General features: G+C 39.9%; 21 protein-coding genes, 1 tRNA gene and 1 riboswitch. Of the genes, 2 read left to right on the top strand and 20 right to left on the bottom strand.

Features of this window, described 5'->3' with window-relative positions; genetic code table 11:
* Nucleotides 1-11: 11 nt before the first annotated feature.
* From aac(6') to PG086_RS04535, 16 genes are all read right to left on the bottom strand, one after another.
* Complete coding sequence (aac(6'), locus tag PG086_RS04610; RefSeq protein WP_270747942.1) at nt 12-440, bottom strand: aminoglycoside 6'-N-acetyltransferase; 429 nt, start codon at nt 438-440, stop codon at nt 12-14.
* A gap of 407 nt (nt 441-847) precedes the next feature.
* Nucleotides 848-1,795 (bottom strand): hypothetical protein, encoded by a 948-nt coding sequence (locus tag PG086_RS04605; protein WP_270747941.1) that lies wholly within the window; start codon nt 1,793-1,795, stop codon nt 848-850.
* 19 nt (nt 1,796-1,814) lie between these two features.
* Complete coding sequence (locus tag PG086_RS04600) at nt 1,815-2,522, bottom strand: hypothetical protein (RefSeq protein ID WP_102573685.1); 708 nt, start codon at nt 2,520-2,522, stop codon at nt 1,815-1,817.
* A gap of 275 nt (nt 2,523-2,797) precedes the next feature.
* Nucleotides 2,798-3,109 carry a recombinase zinc beta ribbon domain-containing protein gene (locus PG086_RS04595; protein ID WP_270747940.1) on the bottom strand — a complete coding sequence of 104 codons (312 nt, stop codon included), beginning with the start codon at nt 3,107-3,109 and terminating at the stop codon, nt 2,798-2,800.
* Nucleotides 3,110-3,505: 396 nt separating this feature from the next.
* Nucleotides 3,506-4,888 carry a DUF349 domain-containing protein gene (locus PG086_RS04590; RefSeq protein ID WP_270747939.1) on the bottom strand — a complete coding sequence of 461 codons (1,383 nt, stop codon included), beginning with the start codon at nt 4,886-4,888 and terminating at the stop codon, nt 3,506-3,508.
* A gap of 304 nt (nt 4,889-5,192) precedes the next feature.
* Nucleotides 5,193-5,993, bottom strand: a complete 801-nt coding sequence (locus PG086_RS04585) for a recombinase family protein (protein WP_420235659.1) — start codon at nt 5,991-5,993, stop codon at nt 5,193-5,195.
* Between the two features lie 969 nt (nt 5,994-6,962).
* Complete coding sequence (gene rlmD / locus PG086_RS04580; protein ID WP_270747938.1) at nt 6,963-8,318, bottom strand: 23S rRNA (uracil(1939)-C(5))-methyltransferase RlmD; 1,356 nt, start codon at nt 8,316-8,318, stop codon at nt 6,963-6,965.
* A 74-nt stretch (nt 8,319-8,392) separates the two neighbouring features.
* Complete coding sequence (locus PG086_RS04575) at nt 8,393-9,367, bottom strand: DUF1002 domain-containing protein (RefSeq protein WP_270747937.1); 975 nt, start codon at nt 9,365-9,367, stop codon at nt 8,393-8,395.
* Between the two features lie 86 nt (nt 9,368-9,453).
* Nucleotides 9,454-10,056, bottom strand: a complete 603-nt coding sequence (locus PG086_RS04570; RefSeq protein ID WP_025169555.1) for a lysozyme family protein — start codon at nt 10,054-10,056, stop codon at nt 9,454-9,456.
* Nucleotides 10,056-11,030 carry a nucleoid-associated protein gene (locus PG086_RS04565; protein ID WP_000356098.1) on the bottom strand — a complete coding sequence of 325 codons (975 nt, stop codon included), beginning with the start codon at nt 11,028-11,030 and terminating at the stop codon, nt 10,056-10,058. The genes PG086_RS04570 and PG086_RS04565 overlap by 1 nt, the downstream gene beginning before the upstream one ends.
* A gap of 7 nt (nt 11,031-11,037) precedes the next feature.
* On the bottom strand, nt 11,038-12,294 hold the full coding sequence (glyA, locus tag PG086_RS04560; protein ID WP_270747936.1) for a serine hydroxymethyltransferase: 1,257 nt from the start codon (nt 12,292-12,294) through the stop codon (nt 11,038-11,040).
* A gap of 60 nt (nt 12,295-12,354) precedes the next feature.
* A complete protein-coding gene (locus PG086_RS04555) occupies nt 12,355-12,786 on the bottom strand; it encodes a GNAT family N-acetyltransferase (protein ID WP_270747935.1) in 432 nt (143 codons plus the stop codon).
* Between the two features lies 1 nt (nt 12,787).
* On the bottom strand, nt 12,788-13,390 hold the full coding sequence (locus tag PG086_RS04550) for an L-threonylcarbamoyladenylate synthase (protein WP_270747934.1): 603 nt from the start codon (nt 13,388-13,390) through the stop codon (nt 12,788-12,790).
* The gene (prmC, locus tag PG086_RS04545; RefSeq protein WP_270747932.1) at nt 13,374-14,210 is read right to left on the bottom strand and encodes a peptide chain release factor N(5)-glutamine methyltransferase; all 837 of its coding nucleotides are present in this window, start codon (nt 14,208-14,210) and stop codon (nt 13,374-13,376) included. Before prmC ends, PG086_RS04550 begins: the two co-directional genes overlap by 17 nt.
* Nucleotides 14,210-15,289, bottom strand: a complete 1,080-nt coding sequence (gene prfA, locus PG086_RS04540; protein WP_270747931.1) for a peptide chain release factor 1 — start codon at nt 15,287-15,289, stop codon at nt 14,210-14,212. The genes prmC and prfA overlap by 1 nt, the downstream gene beginning before the upstream one ends.
* Nucleotides 15,286-15,876 (bottom strand): thymidine kinase, encoded by a 591-nt coding sequence (locus tag PG086_RS04535; protein ID WP_109289998.1) that lies wholly within the window; start codon nt 15,874-15,876, stop codon nt 15,286-15,288. Before PG086_RS04535 ends, prfA begins: the two co-directional genes overlap by 4 nt.
* 121 nt (nt 15,877-15,997) lie before the next feature.
* Here PG086_RS04535 and PG086_RS04530 point away from each other — a divergent pair, with 121 nt between their 5' ends.
* Both PG086_RS04530 and mnmE read left to right on the top strand, forming a co-directional pair.
* On the top strand, nt 15,998-16,180 hold the full coding sequence (locus PG086_RS04530) for a 4-oxalocrotonate tautomerase (RefSeq protein WP_001117401.1): 183 nt from the start codon (nt 15,998-16,000) through the stop codon (nt 16,178-16,180).
* Between the two features lie 137 nt (nt 16,181-16,317).
* A complete protein-coding gene (gene mnmE / locus PG086_RS04525) occupies nt 16,318-17,691 on the top strand; it encodes a tRNA uridine-5-carboxymethylaminomethyl(34) synthesis GTPase MnmE (protein ID WP_109289997.1) in 1,374 nt (457 codons plus the stop codon).
* 46 nt (nt 17,692-17,737) lie between these two features.
* On the opposite strand, the gene dapA is transcribed toward mnmE, so the two are convergent.
* The 4 genes from dapA to PG086_RS04505 all read right to left on the bottom strand — a co-directional run bounded on the left by dapA (nt 17,738) and on the right by PG086_RS04505 (nt 20,894).
* A complete protein-coding gene (gene dapA / locus PG086_RS04520) occupies nt 17,738-18,673 on the bottom strand; it encodes a 4-hydroxy-tetrahydrodipicolinate synthase (RefSeq protein WP_270747928.1) in 936 nt (311 codons plus the stop codon).
* 56 nt (nt 18,674-18,729) lie between these two features.
* Nucleotides 18,730-19,806 carry an aspartate-semialdehyde dehydrogenase gene (locus tag PG086_RS04515; RefSeq protein ID WP_093585460.1) on the bottom strand — a complete coding sequence of 359 codons (1,077 nt, stop codon included), beginning with the start codon at nt 19,804-19,806 and terminating at the stop codon, nt 18,730-18,732.
* A 400-nt stretch (nt 19,807-20,206) separates the two neighbouring features.
* Nucleotides 20,207-20,279: transfer RNA gene (locus tag PG086_RS04510), tRNA-Thr, on the bottom strand.
* A 105-nt stretch (nt 20,280-20,384) separates the two neighbouring features.
* Entirely contained in the window at nt 20,385-20,894 is a 510-nt protein-coding gene (locus PG086_RS04505; protein ID WP_000737309.1) for a QueT transporter family protein, read from the bottom strand.
* Nucleotides 20,892-20,988, bottom strand: a riboswitch (PreQ1 riboswitch). Its footprint overlaps the gene before it by 3 nt.
* Nucleotides 20,989-20,998: the final 10 nt, after the last annotated feature.

Below are 20,998 nucleotides of genomic sequence, written 5' to 3'. Positions count from 1 at the left end.
ATGTTTAGAAATTATAATTTTTTCTTAAAATGAATAATTCTATTTGCCTCCTGAAATCCAATATTAAGATGAAATCTTATAGAATCCGTATTCGTTAAAGTACAGTCACTTGCAAATTCCTTACATCCTTTATTTTTCGCCCATTCCTCACATTTTGTGCAGAGATTTTTAGCAATATCCTTTAAACGATATTCCTCATCGACAATAATCCCTTCTAAGAATCCAACAGGACTATATTTACAACCTTCAACATAATCAAATCTGAGTGAACATAGTGCTAGACCTACAATTGTGTCACCTTCAACTTCAGTAAAGATTACAGTATTTTTGCCATTTGTATATTTTTTTACTTCGTCAATAGCTTCTTTATCGGTCAATTGGGGCCATAATTGTTTCATTAGTTTAGCCGTTTTTATAGAATCTTTTGTTATTCCATCCATATTGATGTTCCTCCTCAAATTACAAGCAAATGTTTTGAATCATGCTGTTACTTTGTTACTCATTGATTGATACAAATACCATCCCCTTCTACTTTTCGACTGTCTCAGATCGGAAGAACAGAGCCACGAACTCAGCGGTTCGGACTTACCGTATCATTTCGTCGATTTCCCACCTCATTCTACGAGTCCTATCCCATGGGCGGATACTTCGCTGATGCCTCAGCTCGTACAAGCAGTGATACAGCCTCAACATGGTGCGTCTGCGGGCCTCAAAAGGTTTGGGAAACCTTTTGAGGATTAACTACGTTTCTCTAACAAGCTTACACATTCGACGTGTGCTGACGGTATCTTCCTATACTATGAAACGAAATATGGACTGTCTGAATATCTGAGTTAAACTATTAAACTTAACTTATCCGGTTATTTACAGCTTCATCTATATATAGGACGGTATTAAAGATTTTCAAAAATTCCTTCTTGCTTATCTCTCCTGCCCATCTCCCATGATTAACCATATGACGATTCGGCCAGTTCAGTGTGAACTTATTAGTATTCTCAAAAAAGAGATAAAGCCACTTAAGCAATCCAGTATCTAATAACGATTTTTCGACGAACTTCTTACTTAAAATGCCTACTGTGGACCCTCCAACGGGAACATAATTATCTTTACTATAATTTTTCTCAGATACCCTGTTCATTACTCCGTCAATTATGATTGTAGCCATTGTATATGCCGCATAATAATTCTCAGACTGATAACTCTGAATCATGGCCTGGATTAAGACTGCTGGAATGAACTGAGATTTTTCCAATTTAAATATAGTCTTCTCATCAGCTATATCATTCTCTAACATCTCAAACCAGAATTCTTCAACTTCCTCAAAATCCTCAGCTTCTACATCATAAGAAAAATTACTATCTTGAAAGTAGACAACCCAACCTTTTGTAGCTAAAATTTCAAGTTTAGATTTTATATCTGCAATTTCTTCTTCAGAATAATGGTCTGAAAGAGACTTTAGAACTTCTGAAATAGCTGATATATCATTAAAAATAGTAGTCTGATAGCTATTTAAAAAATCTCTCATCGCAGTTGATAAGGAATTTAGACTATTAAATCTATAACTTGCTGGGATTACCTTTTTTATATTAACAAGTTCTTTGGCCATGGAGCTAGCTGCTTCTGTAATATTCATATTTAACGGAGTATTTATTATCTTGGTAAATTCCCTTATCGGTTCCATTATCTTGGCGATTTGTTCAGCATTTTTATTTGCATACAACTTTACAAACTCATTTCTGGCAGTCGATATACTCTCTAAAGCTTCCTTTGGTAATTCTATCTTTTCATCATCCAAAATTATATCTCACCTCCAACTATCTTTCCTTGGCAGATTGCTCTCCTAGCTTCTTATCTGCGTTTTCCTTTGAGTTCACTAGTACATCATATAATTCAAATTCTATCTCGACAAAATAGATAAACGCATCCGCAATTTCTAAAAGGAGAGGGTTAACCTCTTCTCTGATTGGAAGACCAACCGAATAATGAGGAATATCTTCTTCATTACCCCACCAACTCTTATGAATCGCTATATCTGAAAAATGAACATAACCGGATGCTTTCACATAAACATCATCAATCTCAGGACAATAAACTGATATCCTTTTTCTAAGATTATAATCCGTCATCTTATTTCCTTCATCATCATATAGTTTTCTAACCGGGATACCTTTTAGAACCTTCTTTATAAATTCTGACCTATCTGCAGCTATAAAAGCCGCAAAAACTCTCATCAAGTTATCTAATTGTATCCTAACTAAGATACCTGCACAAGTAAGATTCCTTGTTTCTAAGAGGTTTGATATTCCATCTAAAATATCCACTGTCCGTCCAATAGCTGAAGAAAAAAACAAATCTTCTTCAAATAAATGTTCTCCTATTACTCCAGCAGCTAAAGTTATAGCTTCTTTTCTTAGGACTTTGAATCTAGCTATTCGCTTACTGAGCTCTTCAAAATAGTCCTCATTCAACATTTTTAAATTGATTGATTCATTAGACTGTGATAGTTCATTATTACTGCTCATGCCGAACCAGCTCTCCATTTTATTGTTAGTTCTATTTTACCGCATAAAAACAAAAAAGGCCATAGCTAGAGCACTCACCCTTAACTATGGCCTTATAAATTCACTTCTGTTCCTTCCAAAAACTTAATGGTGATGCTGCCGTCTTCTCCAAGAGTAATCTTCTTAAGTACCTAGCACATCTTTCTTCCATCAAATGCTTCCTGCTCGCTATCAAGGAGTTCCTTTAGTTGAGTCGCATGATACTTTTCCAGCTTTTGATCTTCATCAAAAATCGCCTACTTTTCTAGTAGCTGCCCCTTGTTTTCATGAAGAATCTCTATAGCTCTGAGGAAGGCTTGCTGAAGCGTTTCTTCATCAATATGACGATTGGTACAACCCTGGACTCCTTTTACCTTGTACCGGTTATTGCACTGCCAGACAGGAAGTTTCCCTCTGTTCGTGGTCCAGTTCTTTCGGCCAAATAGACCTCCACATTCTTTAAAGAATACTTTGCAGGTGAATGGGTTTTGTTCACACTGGATAATGTAAAAATTGATGTGATTGTCCTGCCGAAACTGGTTTCTCCGTTCTATCTCAAGCTGAACCAACTCCCGTTCTTCTTTATCAATGATAGCTTCATGATTGCCTTCTATGTAATATTGATTGATCTATCTCAGATTCTATTTTAAGCTTGAAGTTTCATTTTTTCTAGGAAACTCATACACTCAATACGTTCCGACAATATACAGTTATATTATGCCATGGCGTTTTAAAAATCCTAAACTTTCCTATTGAATCATTAATAGTTTTTTGAACATAATAAGAAATTTTATTAAAACATTTCATAGCTAATGGATAACGTTCCAAAACTTACTCGAAAATACCTAAAACACCGTCTTAAAAGTAACTATTTGTAACTACTCGTTGAATGAAAAATTCTGGATGTGTTAAAATCGAGAACAGCTCAGGGACGTGGTAACCATCAGTTATCTTAGCAACACAATCTATAATTTGCTTTCCATGTCTTGAATTGCTATTTCAAGTTCTCGAATCTTGGCTTTTTTTTCATCTATCCACCGGTACATATTATTGATGTACTCTTGATTTCTCATGCTACTCATTTTATATTGAAGATCACTAATTTGCTGTTCAAGATTTGAAATCTGTTCTCTTTTGCGGTTGATAGCATCATACAATTTTCTTCGCCATTCCTGTTGGTTTCGCTCATTATACGAGCGTTTGCCGGACCAAAAGCTATCTTTAGCACTTTGAAATAAACTCCAAAGCTGGTGCTCATTAATCTTTCCAGCGGAGCCTATGTTTTTCCATTCACGATCAAGTTTTTTCATGCGCTCCGTAGTCTGCACAGAATAGTCACTACTGCTGGCAATATTAGTAGCCTCTTGTACAATCTGGCCTTTTCGGCTAGCATTTTCTTGGAAGAGTCTGTCTCGTTCATCATAATAAATACGTCTACGATTGAAGAAATCCTGTCGAATTCCATTAAATTCATTCCAAAGACTATCATTATATTCCTTGTCAACACTTCCAACCTCTTTCCATCTATCCATTAATTCATGGAGTTTATCGCCAGTTCGTTTCCAATCTGTTGAAAACTGAGAAACGCTCCTTGCTTCTGAAATCAGTTCTTGTTTCATTTGTCTGTTTTTGACACGTTGTTTATTTAAATCACTGAAGTATTTTGAACGACGATCATAAAATGTTTGTTGAGCAGAATTAAACTCGATCCATAGAATTTCATCATCTTTTCCAGCAGATCCTATGCCTTTCCATCTATCAAAAAGTTTCTTAAACCGTTGACCTGTGGATTTCCAATCAGTTGATGCTGATAAAAATTGAGCTTCCGAAATTATACTCTGCTTGGTAACTTTGTTTTTTGAACGATTATTCTCTCGTCGTTCATAGAACCTTTTTTTAGCGACCTGAAAATGTTCCCATAGTTGTTTTTCTTTTGGAGTCCCCCAATTGTAAACCTTTTTCCATTCATTAGATAACTGCTTGAATTTAGGTGCAGCAGTTTTCCATTCACTTGACAATGATAAACTCTCAGCCTGCGAACAGATTTTTTCTTTTGCTATTATGTCAGATTCCAAATCAGAGAGAGCATTGCTTCTTCGACCACGACCATATTCTTGCAGACCACCTTCATGAATAGGATGTCTCCATGATAACATCTGGTATATTCCATCTATTTCTATTGCAAGCCAATGACCGTGTCCATCAGAATTACTTTCTGGAGACGTAGGTCTTCCCTTGTTGTCACGAGCACCGTATAAAACTTCTATTAGTTTTGCACCAGATGAATGGGTTCTTTCTCTAACTTTAGCATATTTATCTCCAAAATTCGGAATACTAGTCCACCCCATAATATCACTCCTTAAATCTATCAAAATACAGTGATTCCAACCCTTGTTTACCCCTTTGAGCCGTTGCTCTAACAAAACATTCTAGTATTGGCGTAATAATCCTTTTTCTACCTAAGCATTATCTAATTACTTAATCTCTTTAAAGACTACATCATATTCTGATTAAGTATAAATATCCTTAAAACTCAATTCACTAAAACATTTTCTTTATTATAACACTTCTACCTATTTAAACACAATTGTACACAAAGAGTTTTTTTAAAAAAAGGTCATAGCTAGAGCACTTACACTCTTAACTATGGCCTTATAAATTCACTTTTGTTCCTTCTAAAAACTTAATGGTGATGCAACCATCTTCACCAAGGGTAATCTTTTCAAGCACCTGGCACATCTTTCTTCCATTGAATTCTTCCTGAACACTATCAAGTAACTCATACAATTGAGTCGCATGATACTTCTGCAACTTTTGTTCGTCGCTAAAATTAGACCACTTCTCACATAGCTTTTCCTTGTTTTCTTGAAGAAACTCTATGGCTCTAAGGAAAGCCTGCTGAAGAGTTTCTTCATCAATATGACGATTGGTACAGCCTTGAACACCTTTGACTTTGTATCGATTATTGCACTGCCAGACGGGTCTCTTGCCCCTAATGGTCGTCCAGTTCTTTCGGCCAAATAGACCTCCACATTCTTTACAGAATACTTTGCAGGTGAATGGGTTTTGTTCGCACTGGGTAATGTAAAAATTGATGTGATTGTCCTGCCTAAACTGATTTCTCCGCTCTACCTCGAGCTGAACCAAGTCCCACTCTTCTTTATCGATGATTGCTTCATGGTTTCCCTCAATATAATATTGATTAACCTGGCCCTGGTTCTCACTGCGCTTCTTGGTAAGAAAATCAACGGTATAGGTTTTCTGAAGCAAAGCATCACCCTTGTATTTTTCATTTTGAAGCATTTTCCATATAGCACTTGGGCACCACTTTGCTTTACCTGTGCAACCCGGTATTTCCTGTTCTCTTAACTCTTTGGAAATAAATTCTGGACTGTATCCTTCTAGAAATCTATCATACATATGCGTTAAGACCTTAGCTTGTACATGGTTTATAATGCGATTTCCTTTTTCATATTTGTCTTATCACATAAATTTCATAGTTTTTTACTCCTTACTTAAAATTTACAACACCAGTATATAAAATAATAAAAGGATGACTATATAGCCATCCTGACAATTTTTATAATTATATCAAGTTTTACCCAAAAATACTATATTAATCCATCCTTCTCACATTAAACACATCAAAAGTTCAGCCTGCGAAAGCATCACATCCTTTATATCAGGACTAATACACTCACTTTTTAACATATTTAAAAAAGTATCTGTCAAAATATAATCCCAATCTATATAACACTACAAAAAAGTATTCCACTATTTGCAATACTCTTTTGTAGTGTCTCGCTAGCTCTGCATAAATGCTACCGAAGCTCCCCACCGCTGCGACGAGACACATTAGAAATTTTGAACCCTGCGAAATTATTGTTACCATAATCTTGCCCTCCATTACATTCAATACATTGAATAAGCAATCACTTACTAAGTCTATAAGTATTTCTACAGCCACTTGTGTGACCAACAGAAATAAGGTAGAGGAGTCTGATACATCGGTTAGCAGCAAATGATGAGGAGGGGAGTCGAACCCCTATCCCCGATAACAGAAGATTCAATATTTCAATCTTATTCTATCATGAAATTTTCAAATAAACAATCATAATTTTACTCTTAATCTTCTAAAAATTAAAACTCAAGCTATGTTAAGAAATTCGTCAACAACATCTACAAATTTCCCCAAGACCAAATCTTGCCTAAGTTTCATATATAAGAGGCGACACATTCATTCCCATAAAGCCATGCTCATTGGTAATAAATGTATCCCCATGTGTAAATGGAAATAAAAACTCAGTAACACCACCTATCGGACCAAGACACTCAACTGCTGCTATCAGTCTGATACTTCACCAGATATGACAAAAAGCCTTGAAACCAAGGCTTTTCATTATTGCGATTTATCAAAATGTTCTAGGCTTTTACCAGCAAAGCTACACACTCAACATGATGCGTCTGTGGAAAAAGATCCACCGGCTGTACTTTCTTCAATTCATATCCCAACTCTTGGTATAGTTTGATATCACGCGCCATGGTTGCGACATTACAAGAGATATAGGCAATGCGGTCAGCTCCAATTTGGCTACTTGCTTTGATAAAGCTTTCGGTCAATCCCTTGCGTGGTGGGTCGACCAAGATAACGGTTGGTTGAATACCTTCCTTGAGCCAGTTCTTCATGGCATTTTCAGCTGTGTCACAGACATAGTGGGCATTGGTGATATTATTTAAAGCCGCATTCTTCTGGCTATTCTCAACCGCTTCAGGAATGACTTCAACACCGTAGACTTCTTTGACATGCTTCGCAACAGACAATCCAATTGTTCCAATCCCAGAATAAGCGTCAATCACCACATCATCTTCTTTTAATTCTGCAAAGTTAATGGCTGTCTGGTAGAGTTTCTCTGCCATTTCAGTATTAACCTGATAGAAGGCTGGTCCAGATATTTGAAAGTCATTTCCCAACATTTGGTCGGTAATGTAGTCTTGACCATAAAGAGTACGCCAGTTCTTGCCGAAAATAGCATTGGTATTTTGGTCGTTGATATTTTGCATGACAGAGACAATCTCTGGGAATTGCTTGATTAGTTGTCCAATCAATTGCTCAACACGGAAAACTTTCGGACGAGTGGTTACCAAGATAACCATGATTTGTCCTGTATAGTGACCACGACGCACAACGAGGTTGCGAATCAAGCCAGACTGTTCCTTCTCATCATAGGGTTTCATGTCATAACGACGAAGTAAATCACGCAGGGCTACTACTACCTCATCAATCACAGAATCCTGGATAAAGAAGTCTTCTAGAGGCATGAGATCATGCGAATTCTTACGGAAAAAGCCCGTTTCCAAGACACCATTGACACGACGAACTGGCACCTGCGCCTTATTTCGATACTTGACTGGATTTTCCATACCTAGTGTTTCAGCGACCTCTACATCCCTAATACCAGCAATCTTGTAGAGACTATCCTTAACTTGCTTGGTTTTAAACTTGAGTTGCTCTGGATAGGCAAGATGCCCCAAGTCAGCGATACCTGAACGTAGATAAGCTAGGTCAAGGTCTTGATTACGATGAGGTGACTGAACAAGGTATTCTTCAACCTTCCCATAGCCAATCTTTTTATTGACTTTAAGGACACGCATGAGGATTTTCTCAGTTGGTAGAGCATTTTCTACAAAGAAAACCAAACCTTCTATCTTGGCGACCCCTGCCCCTTCATGGGTCAAATCAACAATTTCAACTTCTACAATATCATTTTTCTTTAACATATTTTTCACTTTCTATCGGCCGACAAAAAAAGACGGCAACATTTCTGCTACCATCTATTATATCATGAAATGACCTAAGCACCAAAACTCTTGAAGAAGTTGACAATGGCTTGCCAAAGGGAGCTAAAGAAGTTGCCCCCGTCTTCTAGCGCTTTATTGGCATCAAAGTTGAGATTGATATTTTTAAAACTATCTCCAGCTTGGGATACAATACTTTCCTTGAGGTCGTTTAGGGTTTTAGTGAAATCAGCATTGTTCAAAATGTCACTCTTTGAGAGATTAAGTGCAAAATTGATGATGATATTGACCTGGTTTCCTGTTATAACCTGATCGAGTTTGTAGTTTTTTAGTGTGTCTTCTACAATTTTGCGAACATCCTCTTCTGTCAAATTACCTTTGGCTTCTTTTGCCTTTGCGATTCCTGCCTTGATATCTGCCAAAGCGACATTGAGTTTATTGGCATCATAACCTGACTTGTCCTTGTTTTCAGCATTAATATCGGATAAGGCTTTTAACTCTTCTTGAGCCAAGTCTTTATTGGCTTGCGGTACTTTGGCTCCATTGGCCTCTAAGGAGTAGTAAATCCCTGCTAGGGCGCTCTCTCCTGTAACTGGAATGGGTGCTGCAACTGTGATTTTGGCATGCTCCACTCCCAGCGTCACTGCTGCGTTACGGTACATATCCTGCGTCACCTTGGTGATATTTTCAGGCGTTTCAATCTTGACTTCTAGAGGCGACTTGTCCCCCAGCTTTTGAATCTTGGCTGACGAATAAAGCTGTAAACTAGCGTCATTAGCCACATTCATGATTTTCGAATAGATATCAGGTGTCATAGTTTTGATATCTTTGGTGTCTTTTGATGCATCATAGCCAAGTCTGCTAAGAGTTTGGTTTTTCTGGTCTTCAGATAGAGAAGAACCTAGAACATATTCTGGTTGTACATAGGTTTCATCGATTACTTTTTGAACATCGGTTGCTGCGTGGACACTCGTCATAGCTGTTGCGACCCACAATACTGCAGCACTTGTTAGAAAGAGTTTCTTTCTCATAGGGTATTCCCTCCTTTACCTTTCTAGGTTAATAAAACAATCTTAAAGAAAGCTTATAGTGAAAAACACCTGGTAAAACCAGATGTTTAGAAGAAATTAAAGAATTTCATGATATAAAGGTTAAAACGTACCTGTCTGGAGTAGTAATAGTTTCCTCCATTTTCATAGAGTTCGGCTCCATGAAAGATAGAAATAGGGGTGATATAGGTGTAGGTCTTCCCCGTGGTATTCCCAAGGATTGGAGCGACTGTTTCTCGGGAATAACGCTTGGCCAGTGCTAGTGTATTTTTCTTGCCATTCTGAGCGATAAAGTCTATATAGGCAGGTCCAAAATTATAGGCTTGAACAGCGGTCCAGACATCTACCCCCTTGCTCTGAGCCAGATAGAGGTTATCTGTTAGAGTTTGAATACCTTGACGAATACTGGAGGCATTATCATTGATAGTGTTGGTTGAGCCACTTGCAGACTCACTAGACTGCATAACATCCCCTTCTTTTCCCTTCGTTTCAGTATAAATCATGGCGAGCACAAGCTCTTCATTGGCTGGAGTATCTTTTTCACTCAAGATTTCTCGAACCATAGGTTGATAAGTCATGACTTGCTTGACGTCTTGGTGAACTCGGTAAACTTTATAACCAGCAAAAAGGAGGACTGCTAGCACTAGCATTCTTCGTATAAATTTAAACATTATTTACTTTGAATATCCTCAATATTTTTGATTAAGATAGAATAGGTTCCATTGTCATTTTGAATAAACTCAACAGACTCCGCATCTTGATAGACGTTATTGGGAACGATGAGTTCGATTCCGTTTGACAAGGAAAGTTTTTGATTTTCAAATTTCTTGAGCTGACGACTGGCATCAATCTCATCGAACTGGACTGGCTCTGGTACAGCTTCCTTGACTTGGTCGATAAAGCTCAAACGAGCTGTCAGATTGTTGTCAAAAAGGTCATTAGCCAATTTTTCAGGTGACAGTTCATTGCTTTCTTCAAGATTGTTGAAAATAGCTGATTTGACCTTAGATTGAAATTGAAAGTCATCTGTGTTAAAGGACTCTGCAATTCTCTGGGCTGTTTTTTCCAATTCCTTGATGGATTTCTTGGGAGAAATCTTAGGCGCGACAGCTAGGAGATTTTCTGAAAAATAGTTCAAAAAAGTTCCATTGTACTTGATTCGTTTCTCGATGAGGTGGTACTTGCGGCTTTGAAGATTGACGACCAAGGCCTCATCAGCCCCCGTTCCAAATCCAGGTAAGTTATTCTGAGTTAGCTTGATTGGATTATCAACTTCTCCACCAAGGTGGGTCAAGGTTTCCCGCAGGGCAATTCGCAAGAAAGCAAAATGTTCAACGCCTTCTTTAGAAAACTGAACAAAAACCAAGTCATTGGTCTTGAGATTTTCTGAAATGCTAAACTCCTCTTTCCAGAGGTTAGCCAGAGTTACTGATGTATCCAACAAATCGTCTGTGATGTGATTGAAGAAGGGATTTTCTTCTTCGAAAATCCCAGTCTTGGCTTCATCTGAATACACACGTTCAATTTTCTTGCGCAGGTATTCTTCGATTTTTGGAGTGATATTGAGAAACTTATCCGCTAGGAACAACTCGGTATCATCCGGGCTGAACTGATGGATAATAGCTTTCTTAATATAAATGTCCATAAAAGTTTTAGTCCTCGTATAATGGGAAGGCATCTGTCAATTCTTTGACTGCGCTTCTCACTTCTTCTAATACAGCCTCATTTTCTGCATTCTTAAGGGTTTTAATGATGAGTTCAGCCACTTTGCGACTTTCTTCTTCACCAAAACCACGTGCAGTGATGGCTGCAGATCCGATACGAATCCCACTTGTCTTGAATGGTGACAAGGTTTCGTAAGGGATTGAGTTTTTATTTAAAGTAATATTAACTTCATCCAGCAAGTTTTGAGCAACTTTTCCGTTTTCAACAACCTTAGTAACATCGACTAAGAAGAGGTGGTTTTCAGTCCCACCAGAAATGATACGGAAATCAGGGTCTTGCAAGAAGACAGCTGCCATAGCCTTGCTGTTCTTGATAACATTAGCAGCATATTCCTTGAAGGCCGGATCTAAGACTTCTTTGAAGGAAACAGCCTTAGCAGCGACAACATGCTCTAGAGGCCCCCCCTGAATACCAGGGAAAATAGCTGAATTGATTTTCTTAGCTAGGTCCTCGTCATTGGTCAAAATCAAGCCGCCACGTGGTCCACGAAGGGTTTTGTGGGTCGTTGTTGTTGTGATATGAGCGTATGGAACTGGACTCGGATGTAGACCAGCAGCAACCAAACCAGCGATATGGGCCATATCGACCATGAGCTTAGCCCCAACAGCGTCTGCGATTTCACGGAATTTTGAAAAGTCGATAATTTGAGAATAGGCTGAAGCACCTGCTACGATTAGTTTTGGTTTTACTTCTTGAGCCTGTTTCAAGATTGCATCAAAGTCCAAGAGTTCTGTTTCAGGATCCACACTATAAGAAACAAAGTTGTAGGTTTGACCAGAGAAGCTGACAGGAGCTCCGTGGGTCAAGTGCCCACCTGCTGCCAAATCCATTCCCATAACCGTATCACCTGGTTCAATCAAGGCCATATAAGCAGCACAGTTGGCTTGGCTTCCTGAGTGAGGTTGGACATTAGCGAATTTAGCACCGAAAATTTCTTTTGCACGTTCAATAGCTAGAGTTTCTACCACGTCTACTACATCAGTTCCACCATAATAACGGCGTCCTGGGTAACCTTCAGCGTATTTATTCGTCAAGATAGACCCTTGAGCTGCCATAACAGCCTTGGAAACTACGTTTTCCGAAGCAATCAACTCAATGTTGTTTTGTTGGCGTTCTTCTTCTTTGGCAATAGCATTCCAGAGATCAGCATCGTAGGCTTTAAAATCATCTTTGTCAAAAATCATAGGTCTTCTCCTTTATAGTGTGACTGGTCCTTTAGTTTGTTTTTACAATAAGAAAATAAACTAAAAGATGCGAATAAACCGTTTCTGCATTTTATCACAAGTATAACCAACTTTTTCATAAAATGCATGAGCTCCCAGACGATGATCAGCAGAGTTTAAGCGGATAAACCCATAACCCCGTCTTTTTGCTTCTTGATCCAACCCTTGCAGTAAACTTTTACCGATACCTTGCCCTTGTGCTTGAGGTGAAACCGCTAAGCCTAAGATATTAAATCCTGCTTTGGAATAGAGGGATTCATAAACTTCAGCATGGACATATCCAAGTAAGACATGACTGGCCTCATCCTCATAACCAAGTAGGAAATGGTGGGAATCCTGAGATAATCTAACTAGTTGACTAGCTGTGTCCTCTGGACTAAAAGAGTAGCCCAAAGCCTCTTTGTTAATCTCACATATAGCCTTCACATCTGTTTCTTGCAAATCTCTTAGCATCTCATTCCTCCTCAAAAGAAATCTCTGGCAACCGAGCAAGAATGTCTTCTCGCTTAATTGCCCCTTGGCGTAAGATTTTCACCTTTTCTCCAGATAAATCCAAAATAGTTGAATCCTGTCCAGTTAGAAAAGCATCATCCTCCAGACCCAAAACCTCTTGGTCAAAATCCTCTAGAATTTGATCAAAGGTGACCCCACTTGCCTGACCTGAGATATTGGCAGACGGTCCAATCAAGGGACCTGTCTCTCGAATCAAATCCAGTGTAATGGGGTGACTTGGCATCCGAAATCCAACAGTTGCAAGACCAGAATTGACCCAATAGGGAACTCTGTCATTGGCTTCTAGGATAAGGGTCAAGGGACCTGGTAAAAAGGTCTCTATAAGTTTTTGTAGATAAGCTGGCTGATTCTTTGAAAAGTGCAAGATGTCTTCTAGAGAGGCAACATTGAGGTTAAGCGCCTTGTCTCTGGGACGACGTTTGAGTTGGTAAACATGGTCAACAGCTTTTTCGTCTAAGGCCTTAGCAAAGAGACCGTAAACTGTCTCTGTAGGCAAAACAACAGCTCCGCCCTTTTCCAACTCTTGTCTAATCCTGTCCATCATCAACTACAACCATCCTATCTTGACCAAATTGGTCCTTGAGTGTTCGTACTCGTTTTTCAGGAAAATGTTTCTTAAAAAGCGCAGGAACACTTTGACCTTGCTTGTATCCAATTTCAAGGTAAATCTTACCACCATCTGTGAGATAGTCTTTTGCATCTTCCGCAATTCTGCGGTAAATAGCTAGGCCACCCTCATCTGCAAAGAGAGCTAGATGAGGCTCCGAATGCAAAACATTCAAACCGACGTCTGACTCATCTTCACGAGAGATATAGGGTGGATTGGATACAATTATATCATATTTTTCAGAAATTTCTGCAAAACAATCAGATTTTTTAAAAAATATATTAAGATTTTGATTTTTGGCATTCTCAGATGCAAGCTCTAAGGCGCCTTGGGAAATATCTGCTGCTGTCACTGACCAATCTGGCCGATTTTTTGCTAATGCGAGAGCTATGGCACCACTTCCAGTACCAATATCTAGGACCTTAAGATTTTCCTCAGGATTTTCTGTGAGGATGAGTTCCACCAACTCTTCTGTTTCTGGACGAGGAATCAAAACCCGCTCATCTACTTTTAACTGCATTCCATAAAAATCTGCCTGTCCAATGATATACTGAGCTGGTTTGTGAGTTGCTAACTGCTGGTAAATTTCTTCTACAAATACTTCTTCCTCTTCCGTTACTTCCTGTTGCAGAGCAAAAACGAAATCTGTAAACGAGAGATTTTTCAGGCTACGATAGACAAAAGAGAGGCTTTCTGCTTCCTCTCCTTGTCTTATCAACTCTTCTTCAAAATCTGAAAATAATTGAGCTAATTTCATTATTTGTTTAATTCTTCTAATTTTTGTGTTTGGTCATAAAGAACCAAGGCATCTACCACTTCATCCAATTTACCTGACAAGATGGTATCTAGTTTTTGGAGGGTCAAGCCAATACGGTGGTCTGTGACACGGTTTTGTGGGAAATTGTAAGTACGGATACGTTCTGAACGGTCACCAGTACCGATAGTAGACTTACGCTCAGCGTCTTGTTCATCTTGAGCAATCTGAGCAAAATGGTCAGCAACACGCGCACGGATAATCTTCATAGCCTTCTCACGGTTTTTCTGCTGGGTACGTTCTTCCTGCATCTCAACCTTGATATTGGTTGGCAAGTGAACGATACGCACGGCAGTCGCAACCTTATTGACGTTCTGTCCACCAGCACCAGATGCGTGGTAGATGTCAACACGAAGGTCTTTTGGATCAATATCGTATTCTACTTCCTCTACTTCAGGCATGACAAGAACTGTGGCAGTTGAGGTATGAACACGGCCTTGGCTCTCTGTCACAGGGACACGTTGCACACGGTGGGCACCAGACTCATACTTGAGTTTAGAGTATACAGATTGACCAGAAACCATAGCAACCACTTCCTTGAAACCACCAACACCGTTCATAAAAGCCTCCATGACTTCAAAGCGCCACCCTTGAGCTTCCGCATACTTTTGGTACATAGTTAGAAGGTCTCCGGCGAAAAGTGCTGCTTCGTCTCCACCAGCGGCTCCACGAATTTCAAGGATGATGTTCTTATCATCGTTTGGATCCTTTGGAAGGAGCAAAATTTTGAGTTTTTCTTCGTATTCTTCTTTTTCAGCCTTGGCATCTTTCAGCTCTTGCTTGGCCATTTCTTCCAAGTCCGCATCTCCGCCTGATTCCTTAATCATCTCTTCAGCGTCGACGATGTTTTGAAGGACTTGTTTGTACTCACGGTAGGCTGTTACCGTATCTCGAGTTGAAGCCTCTTCTTTTGAAAGCTCCATGAAACGCTTGGTGTCCGAAACGACATCAGGGTCACTGAGCAATTCTCCTAATTCTTCATAACGGTCCTCTACAGCTTGTAGTTGATCATAGATGTTCATTTTTCTTTATTCTCCTTATTGATTTCAGGGGCAAAATAATGTTTACGGCAGACTGAGATATAGGTTTCATTGCCACCAATTTGAATTTGTTCGCCATCATAAATGGGCAGTCCATCGTGCGTACGCAACACCATAGTCGCCTTTTTCTTACAGTACTGACAGATGGTCTTGATTTCTTCAATCTTGTCTGCTAAGAGCAAGAGGTATTTTGAACCTTCGAACAAGTCATTGCGAAAGTCATTCTTCAAACCAAAAGCCATGACAGGTATGTCTAGCTCATCAACAACACGAGCTAGGTCATAAACATGGTGACGCTTGAGAAACTGAGCCTCATCGACCAACACACAGTAAGGTTTTTCAGGTAAGTCTCGGATATAACCAAAGATATCCGTCGTTTCCTCAATCGCAATGGCTGGGCGTTTCATACCGATTCGACTCGACACATAGCCAACACCGTCACGCGTATCCAGAGCCGAAGTCATAATCACAACTCCCTTTCCTTGCTCCTCGTAGTTATAGGCCACCTTGAGAATCTCAATCGTCTTACCAGAGTTCATGGTCCCATAACGATAATACAACTGTGCCATGCTTCTAATTCACGTCCATTCTAAATTTTTGCTACATTCTAGTATATCATAATTTTCTGAAGCTTTAAACGGCAAAATGTGGTAAAATAGAAGAAATCAAAAACTACTGGAGGAAGCTATTATGCCATTTGTACGCATCGATTTATTTGAAGGACGCACGCTCGAGCAAAAGAAAGCTCTGGCTAAGGAAGTAACGGAAGCTGTTGTTCGTAATACTGGAGCCCCTCAATCAGCCGTTCATGTCATCATCAACGACATGCCAGAAGGAACTTACTTCCCACAAGGGGAAATGCGCACCAAATAAACTAGCTTAAGCAGAATTGCTTAGGCTTTTTCAATCTCCAAGTAGCATCCATTGAAGAAATAGTCTAATTTTGTTACAATTTGAAAAGAGACTTGGAAATATTTCCAAGAAAAGAGCTATTAATTAAAGGAAACATTATGATTACACGTGAATTTGATACCATCGCTGCGATTTCTACTCCACTAGGTGAAGGAGCCATTGGTATTGTCCGCCTGAGCGGAACAGATAGTTTTGCCATTGCACAAAAAATCTTTAAAGGTAAAGACTTGAGTCAGGTTGCTAGCCACACTCTCAACTACGGTCATATCGTTGACCCTCAAACTGGTAAGGTCATGGACGAGGTTATGGTTGGGGCTATGAAGTCTCCCAAAACCTTCACTCGTGAGGATATTATCGAGATTAACACCCACGGTGGGATTGCAGTAACCAATGAAATTCTTCAGCTAGCTATACGTGAAGGAGCTCGGTTGGCGGAACCTGGTGAATTTACCAAGCGCGCCTTTCTAAACGGTCGTGTGGACTTGACACAGGCTGAGGCGGTGATGGACATCATCCGTGCCAAGACTGACAAGGCCATGAACATTGCAGTCAAACAATTGGACGGTTCTCTTTCTGACCTCATTAATAATACTCGCCAAGAAATCCTCAATACACTTGCCCAAGTTGAGGTCAATATCGACTATCCTGAGTATGACGATGTTGAGGAAGCTACTACTGCTGTTGTCCGCGAGAAGACTATGGAGTTTGAGCAATTGCTAATTAATCTCCTTAGAACAGCTCGTCGCGGTAAGATCCTTCGTGAGGGAATTTCAACTGCCATTATCGGCCGTCCCAACGTTGGAAAATCCAGCCTCCTCAATAACCTCCTTCGTGAAGATAAGGCCATCGTAACAGACATCGCTGGTACGACACGCGATGTCATCGAAGAATACGTCAACATTAACGGGGTTCCTCTCAAATTGATTGATACAGCTGGTATCCGGGATACAGATGATATCGTGGAACAAATCGGTGTCGAACGTTCTAGAAAAGCCCTCAAGGAAGCTGACTTGGTACTACTAGTACTAAATGCCAGTGAACCACTGACCGCCCAAGATCGCCAACTCTTAGAAATCAGCCAAGATACCAACCGCATTATTCTTCTTAATAAAACTGATCTTCCTGAAGCGATTGAAACTTCGGAACTCCCTGAAGATGTCATCCGCATTTCTATTCTTAAAAACCAAAATATCGATAAGATTGAAGAGAGAATCAACAACCGCTTCTTTGAAAATGCTGGTTTGGTCGAGCAAGATGCCACTTACTTGTCAAACGCCCGTCACATTTCCTTGATTGAGAAGGCCGTTGAAAGCTTACAAGCTGTTAATGAAGGACTGGAACTGGGGATGCCAGTTGATTTGCTTCAAGTTGACTTGACTCGTACTTGGGAAATTCTCGGAGAAATCACTGGGGATGCCGCACCTGATGAACTCATCACCCAACTCTTTAGCCAGTTCTGTTTAGGAAAATAAGAAAAATCCATGATTGTTCATTCGGTCATGGATTTTATTGTCTTTATTAGTAATCTGGTCTTAAGACTCCTGTTACGGTTGCTTTAGTTGCTTCGTAGTCGCCATCTACAACAACCTTGATAATGCGTTTGGCATCTTCTTCTGGCGCTGGAACTAGAGGTAGACGAGTTGGTCCAGCTGCAAATCCCATATAGTTAAGGACTGCCTTAACTGGAGCAGGACTTGGATAAGAGAAGAGGGCGTTAACCTTAGGAATGAATTTACGTTGAATAGCTGCCGCTTTTTTCATATCGCTTTCTGCAATAGCAGTCAACATCTCGTGCATTTCATCTCCATTTGTGTGAGATGCAACAGAAATAACCCCGTCCGCACCAAGGTTCATGGCATGGAAAGCATCTCCGTCCTCACCAGTATAGACCAAGAACTCTTCTGGCTTGTGTTCAATCAAGTAAGCCATATTAGCCAGACTAGTACATTCTTTGACCCCAATGATATTTGGATGGTCAGCCAAACGAAGCATGGTTTCTGGAGTCAATTCGACAACTACACGCCCTGGAATGTTATAGATAATAATTGGTAAGTCAGAAGCATCTGCAATTGCCTTAAAGTGCTGGTACATGCCTTCTTGAGAAGGTTTGTTATAGTATGGTACGATAGCAAGTCCAGCAGCAAAACCACCAAATTCTGCTACTTCTTTGACAAACTCGATCGAGTCACGTGTATCATTGGTACCTACACCCGCAATCAAAGGAACGCGTCCATTGACAATCTTTTGTACAGCCGCAAAGAGTTCCAACTCCTCATCGTGGGTCAAGGTCGGACTCTCAGCAGTCGTTCCAGCTAGAAGAATGCCGTCTGTGTGATGGACCAATAAATGCTCAATCAAGGCTGGAATGGCATCAAAGTTGATGGAACCATCCTCATGAAAAGGGGTAATAAAGGCTGTGATGATTTTACACTCTTTTAAATCTTGATAAGACATGCGAAACACCTCTCTATTTCAAAGAAGGAGTTCATCTGAACTCCTAAACGATATGACTATTTTAATTCAAATTTCAACTCAGCTGTTGGACGAACCAATCCACGTTCGTGAAGTGTTTCTGCAATCTGAACTGAGTTCCAGGCAGCACCTTTGAGAAGGTTATCTGAAACAACCCACATGTGAATTCCTTTTTCAGCATCCAAGTCTTTACGGATACGACCAACAAAGGTATCACGTGAACCAACTGCATTGATGGCTTGCGGATAGATTTGATGAGCTACATCATCTTCAAGAACTGCACCTGGAAAGGCTGAGATAGCTGCTTTCACTTCTTCGATTGGGGCCACTTCTTTTGTTTCAATGTAAACAGACTCAGAGTGAGCTGACAAGACGGGAATACGCACACATGTTGCAGACACTGCGATGCTGTCATCTTCCATGATTTTCTTCGTTTCCTTGGTCATCTTCATCTCTTCGTAAGTGTAATCATTGTCAGTAAAGACATCGATTTGTGGAAGAGCGTTAAAGGCGATAGGATAGTGTTTCTTATCACCACCTGAAGGCAAGATTTCTGCATGCAAATCACGAGGATTCACACCATCGTTCAAGACTTCACGAAGTTCACGTTGTGTTTCAAGAATCGCTCCCATACCAGCACCTGAGACCGCTTGGTAAGTTGAAACGATGATACGGTCCAAGCCCCATTTTTGACGAACAGGCTCAAGAGCCACCATCATTTGGATTGTTGAACAGTTAGGGCAGGCAATAATCCCGTTGTGGGCATCAAGTGCATGAGCATTGACCTCTGGAACAACCAAAGGAACATCTGGATTTTGACGGAAATAAGATGTGTTATCTACTACTACCGCTCCAGCTTGAACTGCGTATGGTGCATACTTAGCTGATGTCGAACCACCTGCTGAGAAGAGTGCAATATCAACACCCTCAAAAGCTGTCTCAGTTGTCTCTTCAATCGTAATATCTTGGTCTTTAAATTTCAAAGTTTTGCCTGCTGAACGTGCAGAAGCAAGGTAACGAATTTTATCGATTGGAAGTGTTGATTCTTCCAACATTTTTATCATCTGAGCTCCGACAGCACCTGTCGCGCCGACTACAGCAACTGTATATCCCATAAATAACCTCTTTCGGAATTTTCTAAAAATTTCTATAATAGATGTATTATACTACTTTTTCAAGAAATTGAAAAGCATTTTTAGACTATATTTTCTGAAAACTAAAAATCCCTAGTCATTGACCAGGGACTAAGAGGCATCTTCATGTGATGAGCAGGTTCACACAACTCATCAAGGTCCGCTCCTGCGTTATGACCTCCTTATGCTCAATAGCAGTCCGAAGACTACCTATCGACTCATCGCAACTACTATTCTACTAGATAGAGTCACTTTTGTCAACAGACAAAACTCTTTGCTTCATTTATACAGGTGCATAAGAAATATCTTTGAAAAATTTGGGGCAGATTTGGGGCAGACATAACAAAAACCCTTGCAAATAAGGGTTTTTCCATCTATTTAATGCTAATTGCCGGGATTGAACCGGCGACCTCATCCTTACCATGGATGCGCTCTGCCAACTGAGCTAAATCAGCTTACCTAAAAAGTATACTATAGTTCTATGTTCTTGTCAAGCGCTCTCTTTTAATTTTATGGAATGAAAAAAGCTAGATTTAGCAAGAATCTAGCTTATAAACTTCTTATCTTGTTAGATCGATTCGGCGCCCTAATTTTCCGATTAAAATAGCACCTACGATAAGTGATGCAAACTCACCAATCCCCGTAGAGAACCATGTAAAGAAGAATGGGGCTTCTGCAACAATATAGAGTTCTGCTGCGATGGTAATCATTGAAATAGAAAAGAGGATTGAAAAGAAGAAATGATCTTTTCGAATCAAACCATTAAACAGATAGTCTTTCTTGTACTTGCTAAAAAGCCATACACCTAGACTTAGGAAAACTAGGGTAGAGCCCCCGCCGACAAAGACATCTATTGGACCAAAGCTAAAGAAATTTGCAATCATACAACCAATCGTCACACCGATGATATATTTAGGATTGTAAAAGGCCAAGAAATTCATCATCTCTGAAATACGGAACTGGTAGGCGCCGTAGCTAATGGCATTCAGCGGTGGGGTAATGGTCAAAACCACATAAATAGCAGCGACAATAGCGATATCCGCCATATCACGAACAGTTAATTTTTTCATGTTTTCTCCTTTAGCGGTTTCCCGCGTAAAATATGCTTGGTGAAAGAAGCTAAGCACCAAGGGTTGAGACTATCAACCTTACCAGTATAGCACAATATAGGACT

Origin of the sequence: Streptococcus halitosis (assembly GCF_027691175.1) — a bacterium.
Classification (GTDB): domain Bacteria; phylum Bacillota; class Bacilli; order Lactobacillales; family Streptococcaceae; genus Streptococcus; species Streptococcus halitosis_A.
Note: the sequence above shows the minus strand (reverse complement) of the source record. Positions and strands in the feature narration are given on the sequence as shown.

Excerpts from the sequence above, each read along its gene's own strand:
- PG086_RS04600 (WP_102573685.1), bottom strand. The coding sequence starts at position 2,522 with ATGAGCAGTAATAATGAACTATCACAGTCTAATGAATCAATCAATTTA.
- PG086_RS04590 (WP_270747939.1), bottom strand. The coding sequence starts at position 4,888 with ATGGGGTGGACTAGTATTCCGAATTTTGGAGATAAATATGCTAAAGTT.
- rlmD (WP_270747938.1), bottom strand. The coding sequence starts at position 8,318 with ATGTTAAAGAAAAATGATATTGTAGAAGTTGAAATTGTTGATTTGACC.
- PG086_RS04575 (WP_270747937.1), bottom strand. The coding sequence starts at position 9,367 with ATGAGAAAGAAACTCTTTCTAACAAGTGCTGCAGTATTGTGGGTCGCA.
- PG086_RS04570 (WP_025169555.1), bottom strand. The coding sequence starts at position 10,056 with ATGTTTAAATTTATACGAAGAATGCTAGTGCTAGCAGTCCTCCTTTTT.
- PG086_RS04565 (WP_000356098.1), bottom strand. The coding sequence starts at position 11,030 with ATGGACATTTATATTAAGAAAGCTATTATCCATCAGTTCAGCCCGGAT.
- glyA (WP_270747936.1), bottom strand. The coding sequence starts at position 12,294 with ATGATTTTTGACAAAGATGATTTTAAAGCCTACGATGCTGATCTCTGG.
- PG086_RS04555 (WP_270747935.1), bottom strand. The coding sequence starts at position 12,786 with ATGCTAAGAGATTTGCAAGAAACAGATGTGAAGGCTATATGTGAGATT.
- PG086_RS04550 (WP_270747934.1), bottom strand. The coding sequence starts at position 13,390 with ATGATGGACAGGATTAGACAAGAGTTGGAAAAGGGCGGAGCTGTTGTT.
- prmC (WP_270747932.1), bottom strand. The coding sequence starts at position 14,210 with ATGAAATTAGCTCAATTATTTTCAGATTTTGAAGAAGAGTTGATAAGA.
- prfA (WP_270747931.1), bottom strand. The coding sequence starts at position 15,289 with ATGAACATCTATGATCAACTACAAGCTGTAGAGGACCGTTATGAAGAA.
- PG086_RS04535 (WP_109289998.1), bottom strand. The coding sequence starts at position 15,876 with ATGGCACAGTTGTATTATCGTTATGGGACCATGAACTCTGGTAAGACG.
- PG086_RS04530 (WP_001117401.1), top strand. The coding sequence starts at position 15,998 with ATGCCATTTGTACGCATCGATTTATTTGAAGGACGCACGCTCGAGCAA.
- mnmE (WP_109289997.1), top strand. The coding sequence starts at position 16,318 with ATGATTACACGTGAATTTGATACCATCGCTGCGATTTCTACTCCACTA.
- dapA (WP_270747928.1), bottom strand. The coding sequence starts at position 18,673 with ATGTCTTATCAAGATTTAAAAGAGTGTAAAATCATCACAGCCTTTATT.
- PG086_RS04515 (WP_093585460.1), bottom strand. The coding sequence starts at position 19,806 with ATGGGATATACAGTTGCTGTAGTCGGCGCGACAGGTGCTGTCGGAGCT.
- PG086_RS04505 (WP_000737309.1), bottom strand. The coding sequence starts at position 20,894 with ATGAAAAAATTAACTGTTCGTGATATGGCGGATATCGCTATTGTCGCT.